This is a genomic window from Entomospira culicis (assembly GCF_028748145.1).
GTDB classification, from domain to species: Bacteria; Spirochaetota; Spirochaetia; order WRBN01; family WRBN01; genus Entomospira; species Entomospira culicis.
On the sequence record NZ_CP118181.1, the window covers coordinates 507,940 to 521,754 of the forward strand.

Here is a 13,815-nt window from a genome sequence, read left to right on the forward strand (position 1 = left end):
TGACGTTGACACGTTTTTGCGAGAACCCACTTGAAATAAAGCTTCAAGTTGGATTTTACTCTTCATCGGCGCTATGGGGTTTTTTGTAACTTACTTCTTCCAAGGTTAATCCATGGGGAAGTGCTGTTGGACCGGTCATGGCTTTATCCTTATGTAAAAGCGCAAGCTTGATACGCTGATAGTTTGTCTCAAAGGCGATCGGTTCGATGATAGTTCCGACAATTTGTCTAACCATATTCATTAAAAATGCATTGCCACGGATATAAAAGTGAATTTGATTATGCACCGCAATAAATTGCGCACTATAGATGGTGCGAATTTTTGTTTTGTTCATATCTTTGCTGCTACAAAATGCGGTAAAATCATGTGTACCAACAAATAGGTCAGCAAGAATATTGATGTTTGATAAGGATAAAGCATGGCGAATAATCGTGATATTGGGTTGCGTTGGCATTAATCCTTCTTGGGCTGCGATGCGGTAACAGTAGAGACGCGAGGTTGCATCTCGTCGGGGATTAAAGAGAAGCGGAACTTCTTCGCTGTGAAGTACTTGTAAATCGTGAGGAAGCTTAGGATTAAGAATATGTGGATATTTGTGTACGGGGATGTTATTTTTTTTCATACTAAAGGCGACAACCTGCCCGTTTGCATGAACGCCAGCATCGGTACGTCCGGCAGCTTGGATGCGTTCGACGGGAAAAGGCAACGTACGAATGGCGCGATAGAGCACCGATTCGACGCTACGCCCAATAGGTTGTTCTTGCCATCCACAAAACTGTGCGCCATTGTAGGCGATAATGAGTTTTATTCTTTGGATAATTCGTGCTCCAACGATTCGACTTCGGCCTTGATTGCAGCATAGAGCGATCGAGCTAAATCTAGGATATCTTTAGGTTTAGACTTACTTGCCTTGCCACTACCAACAATCTTACTAATGATTGTTTTGACGCTGTTAAGTGAAATAAGGCGTGCTTCTGGATTATTGCGCTGTCCATATTTAAATTCAAGTAATCCCGCTAAATATAAGACACCGTCAAAGCCAAAATTATTGTCTTGGTCTGGCCCCTGAAAGCTCAGTTTGGTGAAGCCCTGCGATGTCGTCTCCTCCAGTTCGCATGAATATCGATAATAAAACGCCGCTTTTCGGTAGAGCATGGCAGAGAGCTGTTGGGACGTCTCTTCTTTTTCTGGATCTTCTTGGGCAAGATAGCTGGCAAGCCAAGCGCCACGGAGGGTAACGAGGGCTTGCTTGAATATGGGTATCATCTCTGGGGCGGCTTGCTCGTAGACAAAGAGCGCGATGAGATAACTGGCGATGCCTTCTTCCAGGCGTCTTGGTTCATCAAAATTGAGTGGCCCTAGAATGGATTCGGCCATTTCATAGGCACGTTTTTGTTCGTGCATGAGCAATTGTTTACTCATTTTGAGTTTAAAATTTTGCCAATCGGGGGTAAATGCAGTAAAGTGACAGCTAGAGCAGTGTGGTAGGACATAGGTTAGGGGATAGATGGTACCAAATTTTTTGGTCTTTTCGTATTTACGGTGAAGCTCATCGGTTAAATCGCCGGCAATGAGTCGTCCAGATCCCGAGAGGAGCTCTTCTTTGATGACGGAATGACCACAAATGGGGCAAGTTAAGGGGTTTTTGGCAAAGTAGGTAACTTTTGGTATATCGCTCATGACTCTTTCTCTTTTATTTTAATAGTTATCTGGTTGACAATGATGTTATAATCATCGGGTAGTTGCGCAAGATTATTTAATTCTGGGCGTAAATTATAGAGGCCAGCTTGCGTAATTTGCTCCATATTGAGCTTGAGGGAGAGGACGTTAGGATTAATGGCATCGAAATTGTTGACTTTACTCTCAATGGTTATCTTTCCATAAAATAGATTAATATCTTCCAGTTCAAGATGCTCGGCGAGATTGAGAAGCGTTAAGGGGATTTCCAGTGTACGTTTAAATTGGAATTGGCTAATAATCTCAACTGTAAGCATGGTTTGATAATGCGAGAGCTCAATTTTTGGTTGATTAATATGGAGATCGATGGTGGTTTGAAGCGATTTTACTTGGTTACTGATATCGATGGGTTGGGTGCGAATGATATTGATGCGTTCCAGCATAGAGCGTGGTCCTTTGGCGATAACGCTATCGGGCTCTAGGATGAGCTTGCTCTGCATGAAGCCTTTGGCTGGCTGTCCTAGAAGCACTGGTTCGATGGGGATTAGCTTATCGATGATGGGTTCTAAGCGAATTTGCACCGTTGCCGGCTCCAAGTATAGACGCAGATCCTTAAGGTAGTGTCGCTGTACGGTTGGTGCAAGCTGAATGGGGTAGGAGTGTTCCCCCTCCTTGAATTCATCGATGATAAGGGAAAGCGCGATATTTCGTCGTTCAAATTGAGCGATATCTGCACGTCTTCCCTTTAGCGTTACTTTAACGGTGCTAGCATCTTGCTCTAAAACAACAACATCCTCAGGAAGGGTCAATTGAATGGGTAGGGAGAACGAGATCTGTTCGGAATCCAGCCCACGGTAGATAAAAAAAAAGAGCGTTGCGAGCAGAACGCTCACAACTTTTGCAAACATATCCTTAACGAAAAACTCTTTAAGTAGATTCGCTAATGCCATAGCTAGCTTAGGATACCCTTTACGACCATCTTTCCGTTCTCTTCCTCCATCACAAAGATGAGTGGCTTGCCAGCCATAAAGTCTTGCTTGCCAAACTTAGGGGTATTGCCAATAAAGATAAAACTTTTGTTAGAGATTTGCCAACCGCGCACCTCGTACTTTTCCCAGTCGTCAAAGAGACCAGCAACATCTTGGTAGGCGATCACTTCGATATCGTAACTATCGAGATAGTCGGCAAAGGTCTTGCCATTGGGTAAGACAAGATTGGCAACCGAGTTTCGATCTACGGCGATCATCGTCGTCATGTTGACAGGGGTGATGGAAAGATGTTCATCCATGGCTTTGCGGTCGCCACTCATGGCAGCTTTGAGGAATTCGATGCCAGCAGTTTTGGCGGCTTCTTTTGGATTGCTGATGGGATTTTTTACGATTCCAGGGCGAACGCTAGGCGCACCAAGATTGGCTTGTTGTGTCCGATCGTTTAAATCGCCTTGCCAAATTTCTAGCTGAATGCTGTGGATTTCAACTTTAGCTTTAGGATTGTTGGAGGAGCGTGCTAGGTAGAGATCGATATCCATTAACGAGATGGTGGAGCTATCTTTAAGCTCTAACCAATTACTGGTAACCTCACGACTACCGGTACGCCCCGCATTATCCCAGCCCAAAGAGAAGATCGGGCGTTGATCGTTGCCAAGGTTTACTCTGGCTTGAATGCTAAACGGTCCCGTCGCCTCTGGTACGCTATAGAAGACCTTGAGACGCCACTTTTGTGACTCATTTGCGGTGAGGGTGCTGTTGACATGCTGGAAGGTGGGGCTAGCGATACGACTCCATGCCGGATTTTGATCGTTACTGGATGAGATCGTTTTACTGCCTTGATAGAGAATTTGTTGATGCACCAATCGCTCGGTGGCGAAGAGGCTGGAGCTAAGGAGTAATAGGGTGATGGAACTCAATAATGTTAAGCGTTTCATACTTTTTATGTCGACCGCTTGCGTGGAAAAACTTGAACATCTAGTTCTATTAATTGATAAATTTCGATAAAATAAGACGAAATTCTCGAAAAAAGTGGGTAAGAGTCTAGGCAAGATGATGAATTTTTTTTATAGTAAAAAGAGCTACTTCTTCTGATATAGCGAATTTATATTTAAATGAAGGGAATCGAGATGAAACAGGTAGAGACATTGAAGAAACTTGCTAACTGGAAAAAGCGTTCGGGGCCAGTGGTCTTTGTGGTCATGGATGGCGTGGCCTACGGTAAGCGCAAAGAGGGTGATGCCGTCGCCAACGCGGTGATGGAGACCTTTGCCGAGCTCTCTAGCACTTGCCCGCTTGTCAAACTTAAAGCTCATGGTGAGGCCGTTGGTCTACCTAGCGACGAAGATATGGGGAATAGCGAGGTAGGTCATAACGCCTTTGGTGCAGGACGCATCTTTGCTCAAGGCGCGAAGTTGGTTAATAAGTCGCTCCAAGAGGGCTCGATGTTTAGCGGGAATACTTGGCAAGAGGCCATCAAGACCCAAGGCGTGCTACACTTTATCGGCCTCCTCTCCGATGGCGGTGTGCATAGCAATATCAAGCACCTTGAGGCGATGGTTAAGCAGGCTAAGATTGATGGCGTTAAAGTGGTGCGCATCCACGCACTTCTTGATGGGCGTGATGTCCCTGCCACCAGCGCTTTAGAGTATTTTGAGCCCTTTGAGGCGCTCCTTGCTGAACTCAATGCCGATGGAACATTCGATGCTAAGATCGCCAGTGGCGGTGGGCGCATGTATATCACGATGGATCGTTACAATGCCGATTGGCCGATGGTTGAGCGTGGTTGGCACACCCACGTCTTGGGTGAGGGGCGTCAATTTAGCTCTTCTGTCGAGGCGATTAAGACATTGCGCGCTGAAACCAGTGCCCTAGATCAAGATCTTCCTCCCTTTGTTATCGCTAAAGACGGCAAGGCTATCGGTACGGTGCAAGATGGCGATTCAGTGATCCTTTTTAATTACCGTGGCGATCGCGCGCTAGAAATCACCTCTGCCTTTGAGTCGGGCAATGATTTTCCTCATTTCGATCGTATCCGCGTCCCCAAGGTCTTCTACGCCGGCATGATGGAGTACGATGGCGATCTTCACGTACCCAAGCACTACTTGGTAACGCCCCCTGCAATCGATCGTACCCTTGCCGAGTTTCTCTGTGCGCTCAAGCTTAAGCAGTATAGCATTAGCGAAACGCAGAAATTTGGTCACATCACCTACTTCTTTAACGGGAACAAGAGCGGTAAGTTTGATGAAAATTTAGAAACTTATGTAGAAATTAAAGGCGATAACGTTCCCTTCGAGCAACGCCCTGCCATGAAGTGCGCCGAGATTACCGATGCGGTTTTAGAGGCAATCAATAGTAAAGAGTACGATTTCATCAAAATTAACTACCCCAATGGTGATATGGTCGGACACACCGGTAGCTATCAAGCTGCGGTTGCTAGCCTCGAGGCGATGGATCTCAATATTGGTCGTCTCAAGAAGGCGATTGAGGCAGTGGGTGGTATCCTCGTAGTCAGCGCCGATCATGGTAATGCCGATGAGATGTATGAGTTCAAAAAAGATGGTACCGTTGCCATGGAGAATGGCAAACCAAAGGCAAAGACGAGCCATTCGCTCAACCCCGTGCCGTTTATCATCTTCGATCCCACCTACCAAGGGGAGTACGATCTTAAACTCAAAGAGGGCTTAGGCATCTCACACGTTGCTGCCACCTTGATCAACCTCCTAGGCTACGAGGCGCCAAGCGACTACGACACGTCGATTATCACCTTGAAGTAACATGGTTTTATGAAGGAGATCCGCTTGTTATATGGATCTCCTTCATATACTTTTTATTTATTTTGATACTCAATATAAAAAGTTATGCATTGCGTAAGACGAACCCCGCCTTTTTTATCGCCTGTAAAATCTTCTTGGCGTGTCCTTCGCCATTAGTCTCTAGCACGATGTCGGTATCTTGGTAGCCAAATTTAAGATTGGCATGATTGCGGCTCTGGCTTACTGCGTAGATATTGGCATTGTATTGCTCAAAGATATGCATGAGCTCATGCAAATGGCTGGCGCGCTCCTCTAGTTCGACGGTGAAGCTAATGCGTCGTTTGGCTTGCATTAAGCCATAATCGACAATTTTAGAGAGCGTACTCAGATCCAAATTTCCCCCCGAGGTAATCAACGCCACTTGACGATAGCTCTTCTCAATTTTACCATGCATAAAGGCTGCCACGGCGACGGCTCCTGCGCCCTCTACGAGAATTTGATGGTGCTCTAAGAGTTGCATAATTGCCTGCTTAATCTCATCCTCATTCACCAAAACTAGAGCATCTAGGTAGCGAGAGAGTAGTTCGTAGGTCGCCTCACCGGGGCGCTTTACGGCAATACCATCGGCAAGGGTTTTTACTGAATCTAGGGTACAAATACGTGATTGTTGAAAACTTTCGTTAAAACTGGCTGCGCCTTCGGCCTCCACACCGATGATCTTGATGTGGGGATTGATCGCTTTGGCAGCCACAGCAATACCAGAGGCCAGACCGCCGCCCCCAATTGGAATCACGATTGCATCAATATGCGGATTATCCGCGAGAATTTCTAGCGCGATAGTCCCTTGTCCAGCAATTACATCCACATCGTCAAAGGGATGGATGAAGGCCACGCGCGACTTCTCAGCAATGGTACGCGCATAGGCGTAGGCAGCGTCGAAGTTTGCTCCCTCTAAGACAACTTCCGCACCATAAGATTGTGTCTTACGGATCTTGGTGAGGGGCGTATTCTCTGGCATACAGATGGTGGCATGGATGCCCAGCTCCTTGGCACTCAAGGCAACCCCTTGTGCGTGATTCCCCGCCGAAGCGGCAATTACCCCGCGTGTTCGCTCCTCGGGGGTCAATTGTAGCAGGCGATTATAGGCGCCACGTAGCTTAAAGCTACCGGTACGTTGGACATTCTCCAGCTTGAGAAAGACCTCTTGTTCTTTATCGCTAAAGAGAAATGATTTCATTAAGGGAGTATGCAGAACGAGCGATTGAATACGCTCCTTTGCTTTAGTAACGTCTAATAATGTGATATTCATCTTCTTATTATAAGCTTATTGTGTGGGTAAATCAAGCCTCTCTTTGGGGATAGGTTACAATTTTTGCTTGAGAAAAGGCTTTTTCGATGAGATCTTCTGCTGCAAGTTGGGTGATAAGGTCGGCTACTTCCTCGATTTTAGGTCGGGTTGCCGGGCGATCGGGAGCAAAGAGCGAACAACAATCGGCTGCCGGAATAATCGAGGTGGCAAAGGTCTTCATCGTTTGGGCAATCTCGATGATCTCTTGCTTATCCATGCCAACACAAGGGCGTAAAACGAGAGCAGGCGAGAGTGCATCGGTAACCTGTAAACTCTCTAGGGTTTGCGAGGCTACTTGCGCGAGCGCTTCCCCAGTAATAATGGCTCTAGCATCTTCTTTTAACATAATGAGACGTGCGATTTTCATCATAAGAATCCGCCCGACAATGGTAGCAAATTCTGCTTTAGGTAATTGATTAATTTTCAGTTGAATTTCAGTAAAATTGATCGTATAAAGCGAGAGTTTTCCACTGTTCCAAGGCGCCAAGGCTTGGGCTAATTGTTCCACTTTTTGGAGCGCCTCCTCCCCCGTATAGGGTGGAGTGTGAAAGTGCACCGCCACTAAATTCATGCCCCTTTTATTCATCATATAGCCAGCCACGGGGCTATCAATACCACCAGAAAGCATCAAAACGCCACGTCCTACCGCACCCACAGGTAATCCCCCAGCGCCATTTCGTTCCTTATGTTTGATAAGATAGAGGTAGACCCGCTCCCGAATCTCCACTTTCACCGTCAACTCTGGCTGATGCAAATCTACTTTCCATTGTGGATAAAGATCCAAAAGCCATCCGCCTAGAGCCACACTAAGGTCATAACTTTGCATGGGAAAAGATTTATTGGGGCGTTTTACATCTACTTTAAACCGCAACGCATCACTAACCCCTTCGGTTTCTAAGAGCGCTTGTAAGGTACTTTTTATCTCATTTAATACTAGTGGGCTCTCTTTTGCCCAGTGAAAATCGGCAATGCCAAAGGTTTTGTTTAAGATCTGACTCACAGCTTTCCGTTGTCCTTCTACGCACTGTAGATAGATGCGTCCATCGCGCATGATAATCCTTTGTAGGTAAGGCTTTAAGCTTCGTTTTAAGTTGGCTTGCATTTGCTTTTCAAAGAGCGGACGGCTACCTTTTTTGAGCATATACTCGCCTGCACGTAATAAAAATAGTTCCATAAATTACTCCTTACTGATGTATAGATTTGATTTTTTTCGACGAATGATGATCCCATGTCCTCGTAAAAGAGTGGTACGCTGGGGGAATAGATTAATATTTTGGATAAACTTAAGAGGTAAGCGATAGTCGGCGCGAATGATGCCTTTCATCAGTTGATTAAACCAATAAAAGATTAATTCATTGCGCACAAGATTAGGTAGATGGGTGAATCTGTTATAGGGATAGATGAAGTGAGGGATTGATGCATCATAGCGAATATGGCTAAGTTCCTCTGTAAAAAGATAATCTAAAAGTTGATTATATTCCGTTGTTATTACTCCCAAATGAATCAGATTTTGCATCATCGTGGGCCAATACGGGGTAATATGTTGGAGCTGTGCGCGTAGATAATTGCGTTCGATGCTAGGATCTTGATTTGTGCTATCCTCGTGCCAAGTAAGGTGGTTTGCCTCTAAAAATTGTCGTAGCTGGCTCTTTTTCATGGCTAAAAGCGGGCGAATAATCGGATGGGACTCTGCGCTGATTCCCTTTAGTCCTTTTAGCGGATAATTTTTTTGCAGACGCATAAAGATCGTCTCCACCTGATCATCGGCGTGATGGGCAAGGGCGATTTTGTCCTCATCTGTTTGGCAAAGCGAAAAAAGCCATCGCTGACGCTCAGTTCGCGCCATCTGTTCATGACCATATTTGTTCAGCGTATCTCTTTGTAATGTATAAAAATGAACAGGTAATTGATAACTATCTGCCAATTGCTGGATGAGTGCTTTATCCATCTCACCCTCTTCGGATGATCGGATATTATGGGTAAGATGCGCGATTTCCAGCGTAAACTGAGAGAGATGATTTGTTCTTGCCAAGAGATGTAAGAGAGCAACACTGTCTAATCCTGCGGAGGTGGCAACGATGATGCGCGTTTTTTGAGGTAGATGGAAGGATTGAATAGCTTTAAGAAATTGATTTAGCATGAAGAGCGAGCTCCTCGTAAATCTTGTTGAAATCTTCTTTAACCCAGAGTTGGATAATGGTGAGGGCTATGGCGTAGCCACGTTGGAGGGTTGGTTCTTCCTCTGAAGTGAAAGAGCTAAGTACATAGCTTGAAATGCTTTGCGCAGGATGACTTGGACGACCGATGCCAAAGAAGAGACGTGGGAATTGATCGGTGTTTGCAACATGGATAATGTTTTGAAGCCCTTTTTGTCCGGCAGAACCACCTTTAAGTTTGAATCGCATTTGGGCTAAGGGGAGGTCGAGGTTGTCGCAGAGGACAAGGGTAGAGGCGATAGTTGTACCAGTTTTTTTCCAAATAAGAGGCAAAATTTCACCAGAAAGATTCATGTAGGTGAGGGGTTTGAGGAGAAAAAAAGTAACGCCTAACGCTTGATACTTATAGAGCTGGTATTGAGCATGTTGTATCATTTTGAGGGGTGGGTGGGTCGCAATGAAGGAGTCGATAAGAGTGAATCCAATATTATGCCTGGTCTGCAGGTATTGCAAACCAGGATTACCTAAACCAACAATTAACTTTGCACTACTCTTATTGAGGAGCATCTACCGTAACGACTACTGTCTCGCTAGCGTTGACAAAGCGAACATTTTCGAGCGTTTTAATATCAGCAACGGTAAATTGTTCACCAATCTTTAACGCCGAGATATCGAGGAGTACCTTAGCAGGAGCAAAGCGCTTCATGCTTTCTACTTCGATGGTACTTAGTTTTTGACTTACTACACCACCTTCACGTAGACCGATGGCGCTACCGGTAAGGAGGAGAGGGACATTGGTTTTTACAAGGGCATCGCGAACCATTTGATAGAAATCGACGTGTAGGATGACATCGCGTACTGGATCGAATTGATACTCTTTTACGAGGATTTCAACCTCACCTTGACCTTCGATGGCAAGTTTTACGATGGTGCTGTTGAGGTTAATATACTTAAAGGTTTGGGCGAACTCTTTGCTATCGACAACAAGTGGAAGATTACCTTCTCTGCCTTCACCATAAAGAACAACGGGGGTTAAGCCACTTTTACGTAGACGACCATTAGCATTTTTTCCAAAGTCATTACGCACTTTGGCATTAATTAGTAAATTTTTACTCATTTTACATACCTGCTTATTTAAAGTTAAGATAAAGCCTCTCTATAAAATTGAAGCATTGGATAAAAAGAACTTGGGCGGAAGGATTCGAACCTCCGAAATGACTGGATCAAAACCAGTTGGCTTACCACTTGCCGACGCCCAAACGTTTAATCAGGAGTATAATTCCCTTAGCTGTTGATTGTTAGTAATCTTCATCCATGGGTGCATCACTGATATGCTTATTATACTCTAAAATGATTCTTTCTTGCAAGGCCCCCCGAAAGTCGGTGTTGATGGGGTGGGCGACGTCTTTGTACTCCCCTTTTTTGGTTTTTCGTGAGGGCATAGCGATAAAGACGCCATCGTCTCCCTCAATGACTTTGACATTGTGCACGACGAATGCATCGTCAAAAGTTACTGTAACATAAGCTTTTAGCTTTCCTTCCATGGATACGTTACGAACACGTACATCAGTTACATCCATTTTTTCATCTCCTCTTTGATGCTTAATAACTACTATAATCTTATCATTACTTTGATTTTTTATCAAGTATTTAGCGCGATTTTTTTCACTTTTTTTTCACAATTTTTTTTAAAAAAATGGCTAAAGAGGATATTTTGACCTATTTTCGTATTATTTTATCTAAAAAAAGGATTATTGTTTTGCCAAAATCGTTTCTATTGATCAGAATTTTCCCCATCTATGCGAAATAAATTAGGGATAAAAAACGCTCTCCACCTTATTTTTTATCAAAGTGGAGAGTGATATTACCATGTGATTACTTAAAGTTTGATACGCTTGAGGCGCAGGGAATTTGTTAAGACCGAGACACTGGAGAAGGCCATAAAGAGTGCGCCGAGCATCGGATCGAGCAATGGCCCACCGAATATGTAGAGCACGCCGGCAGCGATAGGAATGCCAATGATGTTATATATAAATGCCCAAAAGAGGTTCTGTTTGATGATATGGAGGGTTTTTTTGCTAAGAAGAATCGTTTTTAGGACAAGCTTCATGTCGTTTTGCATGAGGACAACATCGGCGACTTCCATGGTAACGTCGCTGGCGTTGTGCACGGTGAGTGCGGTGTGGGCGCGGTGCAGAGCGGCTGCATCGTTGATGCCATCGCCAATCATCATCGTGTGGCGCTTGAGGCTCTCTTCGGCGACGATTGCTTCTTTTTCTTGTGGGATTTTTTGCGCATAGTAGCGATCGATGTGAAGCTCTTGGGCGATGCGCTTGGTGGTGGCGAGCTGATCGCCTGAGAGGAGAATCGTCTCAATGTTATGTTGATGAAGGGATTGAATAAGCTCCTTGGAGCTCTCTTTGATGGTATCGCTTAGCCGAAAGTAACCGATAAACGCCCCATTGATGGCTACAGGAATCGCCGAAAAGCCTTGCATCGCCTCGGTTTCTAGTTGTTGAAGAATTGTCCTATCGAGCAGATCTTCTCGTGTCAAAATACCAAGGCCAATCAAGATACTCTCTTGGGCGATGGTGGCGTGAATGCCAAAGCCTACTTCATTATGAAAGGTCTCAACGGGCAGAGTGGCAATGTTCTGGCTCTTGGCAAGCCCTGCGATTGCCTTGGCGATAGGATGTTCGCTACGTTGCTCGGCGCTTACGGCTAGCTGGAGAAATTTTTCCTCACTCATTGGGCTATTGGGGGATAGTTTCCAGTCGATAACCGCAATGTTACCGGTGGTTAGCGTGCCTGTCTTATCAAAAATGATGGTTTGGGTTGCCCCGATATTCTCAAGGGCTTCGCCATTTTTAATGAGGATGCCTAGGGTGGCAGCGCGATTGACGCCGATGACGATAGCGGTGGGCGTGGCTAATCCTAGGGCGCAAGGGCAGGCGATGACGAGCACCGCCATAAAGATGGTGAGGGCGAAGGTGAGATCTTTGGTGGCTATCCACCAGGCAATGGCGCTAAAGAGGGCGATGAGGAAGACGATGGGGACGAAGATGGCAGAGATCTTGTCGGCAAGGCGGGCGATGGGTGCTTTACTAAGACCTGCTTGCTCGACGATGCGACGTAGTTGGGCGAGGGTGGTATTTTCGCCAATGCGCGTTACCTCGATGGTGGCGCTTCCGGCTTGGTTGAGGCTTCCGGCGTGGACTGCGTCGAGGATGGTCTTATCGACAGGCAGACTCTCGCCAGTCAAGTGCGACTCATCGAGGGCGAGATTGCCTTCCACAATAATCCCATCAAAAGGAACACGCATACCGGGGCGCATCAAAATTTTCTGCTTGACTTGGATCGTATGGGCAGGTACGGTGTGCACTTGGTGGGCGTCGTCCATAATGAGCGCGGTATCACTCTCCAGTTCGAAGAGTTTGGCAAGGGCGCTGTTGGCGCGCTTTTTGCTCTTAGCCTCGAGGTATTTTCCCAGCTTGATGAGCGCTAGGATCACGGCGACCGTCTCAAAATAGAAGTGTATCTGGTGATGCTCTGTTAGATGATGGTGCGCGCCACTGGCAGGAAAGAGCAACCAAAAGGAGTAGATGATCGCCGTGATGGTGCTAACGGCAATGAGGGTGTCCATGTTTGCCATGCGGTGAACGATGCCAAGAATGCCTTTACGGTAGATATTGAGTGATGCGTAGAGCACAGGCAGGAGCAGACCGACTTGGATGGTGGCTTGCATCCAAGGTTTGAGGTTGAGATAGGGTCGAAAGAGGCTAGGGGCGATCATCGATCCCATGGCAAGCAGGAAGAGCAATGTCCCAAAGGTCATGGCGAGGAGAAGCTCTTGCTGTTGCTTTTGAAAGGAGATTTGCGCATCGGCAAGGGAATCTTTGGCTTGGGTGGTGGGGTAGCCTATTTTTGTAATACTCTGCATGACATCTTGGAGAGTGGTTTTGGTGGGGTCAAAGTAGAGACTAGCCTTACCGGTAACCAGATTTACGCTAATTTGCTCTACTCCATCAATCTTTTTTGCGCGACGCTCCACAGCACTACTGCAAGCGGCACAGGTCATATTTTGGATCTGCAACGTGGCATTTTGGGTTGCAGATGGGTTATCTTTATCCATAAATAGCGACTCCTTTCGCTTTAGGATGGTAAATATCCTAAAATTTTGCTATAATATAAAAATTATTATAACAAAAAGAGGCAAAAAAGTAAAGAAAGGCTCTAGTAAAAAGATGAAAAAAAGCGTAAACTAATAGATAAGATAGATAAGTAAAAAATTGCAATTGAGAGAGGCTACTGAAAATGAGAGTAATTTTGGACGCAGATGAGGTAAAGACGATCGTAGAGCGTATGGCAATCGATCTCTATTTACATGTGCCGGCGGTGGAGAATTTGGTATTTATTGGGATTCAGAGCCGTGGAGATAAACTTGCCGAGCGCTTACGCATTCTGCTTCACGCCAAGATGCAACGTGACGGGATTGCAGGGCAACTGCCTTTGGGCATTCTTAATGTCAACTTTTACCGCGACGATTTGGGCAAAAATTATGATTCTCCCAATGTTAAGGCAATCAATATCGATTTTGATATCACCAACAAACATGTCATTCTTATTGATGATGTTTTTTACACCGGACGCACCGTGCGCGCAGCCTTGGATGCTATCTTTACGCAAGGGCGACCCAGCAAAATTTCGATGCTTACCCTTGTCAAGCGCCCCGGTCGAGAGCTTCCTGTTTTACCGGAATTTGTCGGGTTAGATGTCGCTGCACAAGATAATGAGTATATTAAAGTCAAGCTTAAAGAGGTCGAGGGCATCGATGAAGTCTCCATTCATCCTCGCTAGATCGCTTTTGCTTAAGAGTTTGTCTCCATGAGACG

Annotated in this window: 13 protein-coding genes and 1 tRNA gene; 2 read left to right on the plus strand and 12 right to left on the minus strand. The window is 45.6% G+C overall.

Translation table 11 applies throughout. The features are described from left to right. Nucleotides 1–55 precede the first annotated feature (55 nt). From truA to PVA46_RS02415, 4 genes are read right to left on the minus strand one after another with little or no spacing between them, the layout of a single operon-like run. A complete protein-coding gene (truA, locus tag PVA46_RS02400; RefSeq protein ID WP_167696266.1) occupies nucleotides 56–868 on the minus strand; it encodes a tRNA pseudouridine(38-40) synthase TruA in 813 nt (270 codons plus the stop codon). Next, the gene (locus PVA46_RS02405) at nucleotides 805–1,680 is read right to left on the minus strand and encodes a DUF2225 domain-containing protein (protein WP_167695168.1); all 876 of its coding nucleotides are present in this window, start codon (nucleotides 1,678–1,680) and stop codon (nucleotides 805–807) included. The genes truA and PVA46_RS02405 overlap by 64 nt, the downstream gene beginning before the upstream one ends. Beyond that, the gene (locus PVA46_RS02410) at nucleotides 1,677–2,585 is read right to left on the minus strand and encodes a CdaR family protein (RefSeq protein WP_167695169.1); all 909 of its coding nucleotides are present in this window, start codon (nucleotides 2,583–2,585) and stop codon (nucleotides 1,677–1,679) included. The genes PVA46_RS02405 and PVA46_RS02410 overlap by 4 nt, the downstream gene beginning before the upstream one ends. Before the next feature lie 44 nt (nucleotides 2,586–2,629). Beyond that, a complete protein-coding gene (locus PVA46_RS02415) occupies nucleotides 2,630–3,601 on the minus strand; it encodes a hypothetical protein (RefSeq protein ID WP_167695170.1) in 972 nt (323 codons plus the stop codon). Between the two features lie 192 nt (nucleotides 3,602–3,793). On the opposite strand from PVA46_RS02415, the gene gpmI reads away from it, so the two are divergent. Further along, nucleotides 3,794–5,440, plus strand: coding sequence for a 2,3-bisphosphoglycerate-independent phosphoglycerate mutase (gpmI, locus tag PVA46_RS02420; RefSeq protein ID WP_167695171.1), 1,647 nt, complete (start codon nucleotides 3,794–3,796; stop codon nucleotides 5,438–5,440). An 82-nt stretch (nucleotides 5,441–5,522) separates the two neighbouring features. On the opposite strand, the gene ilvA is transcribed toward gpmI, so the two are convergent. The 8 genes from ilvA to PVA46_RS02460 all read right to left on the minus strand — a co-directional run bounded on the left by ilvA (nucleotide 5,523) and on the right by PVA46_RS02460 (nucleotide 13,055). Next, a complete protein-coding gene (gene ilvA, locus PVA46_RS02425; RefSeq protein ID WP_167695172.1) occupies nucleotides 5,523–6,728 on the minus strand; it encodes a threonine ammonia-lyase in 1,206 nt (401 codons plus the stop codon). 31 nt (nucleotides 6,729–6,759) lie between these two features. Beyond that, nucleotides 6,760–7,941: a tRNA uracil 4-sulfurtransferase ThiI gene (gene thiI / locus PVA46_RS02430; protein ID WP_167695173.1), complete on the minus strand. Its 1,182-nt coding sequence runs from the start codon at nucleotides 7,939–7,941 to the stop codon at nucleotides 6,760–6,762. A 3-nt stretch (nucleotides 7,942–7,944) separates the two neighbouring features. Continuing rightward, the gene (gene tilS, locus PVA46_RS02435) at nucleotides 7,945–8,907 is read right to left on the minus strand and encodes a tRNA lysidine(34) synthetase TilS (protein ID WP_167695174.1); all 963 of its coding nucleotides are present in this window, start codon (nucleotides 8,905–8,907) and stop codon (nucleotides 7,945–7,947) included. Continuing rightward, nucleotides 8,888–9,490, minus strand: a complete 603-nt coding sequence (gene pth / locus PVA46_RS02440; RefSeq protein ID WP_167695175.1) for an aminoacyl-tRNA hydrolase — start codon at nucleotides 9,488–9,490, stop codon at nucleotides 8,888–8,890. Before pth ends, tilS begins: the two co-directional genes overlap by 20 nt. Then, nucleotides 9,477–10,040 (minus strand): 50S ribosomal protein L25, encoded by a 564-nt coding sequence (locus tag PVA46_RS02445; protein WP_167695176.1) that lies wholly within the window; start codon nucleotides 10,038–10,040, stop codon nucleotides 9,477–9,479. Before PVA46_RS02445 ends, pth begins: the two co-directional genes overlap by 14 nt. Before the next feature lie 69 nt (nucleotides 10,041–10,109). After that, nucleotides 10,110–10,182: transfer RNA gene (locus tag PVA46_RS02450), tRNA-Gln, on the minus strand. A gap of 39 nt (nucleotides 10,183–10,221) precedes the next feature. Continuing rightward, nucleotides 10,222–10,503: a septation regulator SpoVG gene (gene spoVG / locus PVA46_RS02455; protein ID WP_167695177.1), complete on the minus strand. Its 282-nt coding sequence runs from the start codon at nucleotides 10,501–10,503 to the stop codon at nucleotides 10,222–10,224. 299 nt (nucleotides 10,504–10,802) lie between these two features. Next, nucleotides 10,803–13,055, minus strand: coding sequence for a heavy metal translocating P-type ATPase (locus PVA46_RS02460; RefSeq protein ID WP_167695178.1), 2,253 nt, complete (start codon nucleotides 13,053–13,055; stop codon nucleotides 10,803–10,805). A 182-nt stretch (nucleotides 13,056–13,237) separates the two neighbouring features. On the opposite strand from PVA46_RS02460, the gene pyrR reads away from it, so the two are divergent. Continuing rightward, nucleotides 13,238–13,780, plus strand: coding sequence for a bifunctional pyr operon transcriptional regulator/uracil phosphoribosyltransferase PyrR (pyrR, locus tag PVA46_RS02465; protein ID WP_274360312.1), 543 nt, complete (start codon nucleotides 13,238–13,240; stop codon nucleotides 13,778–13,780). The last annotated feature ends 35 nt before the right edge of the window (nucleotides 13,781–13,815 follow it).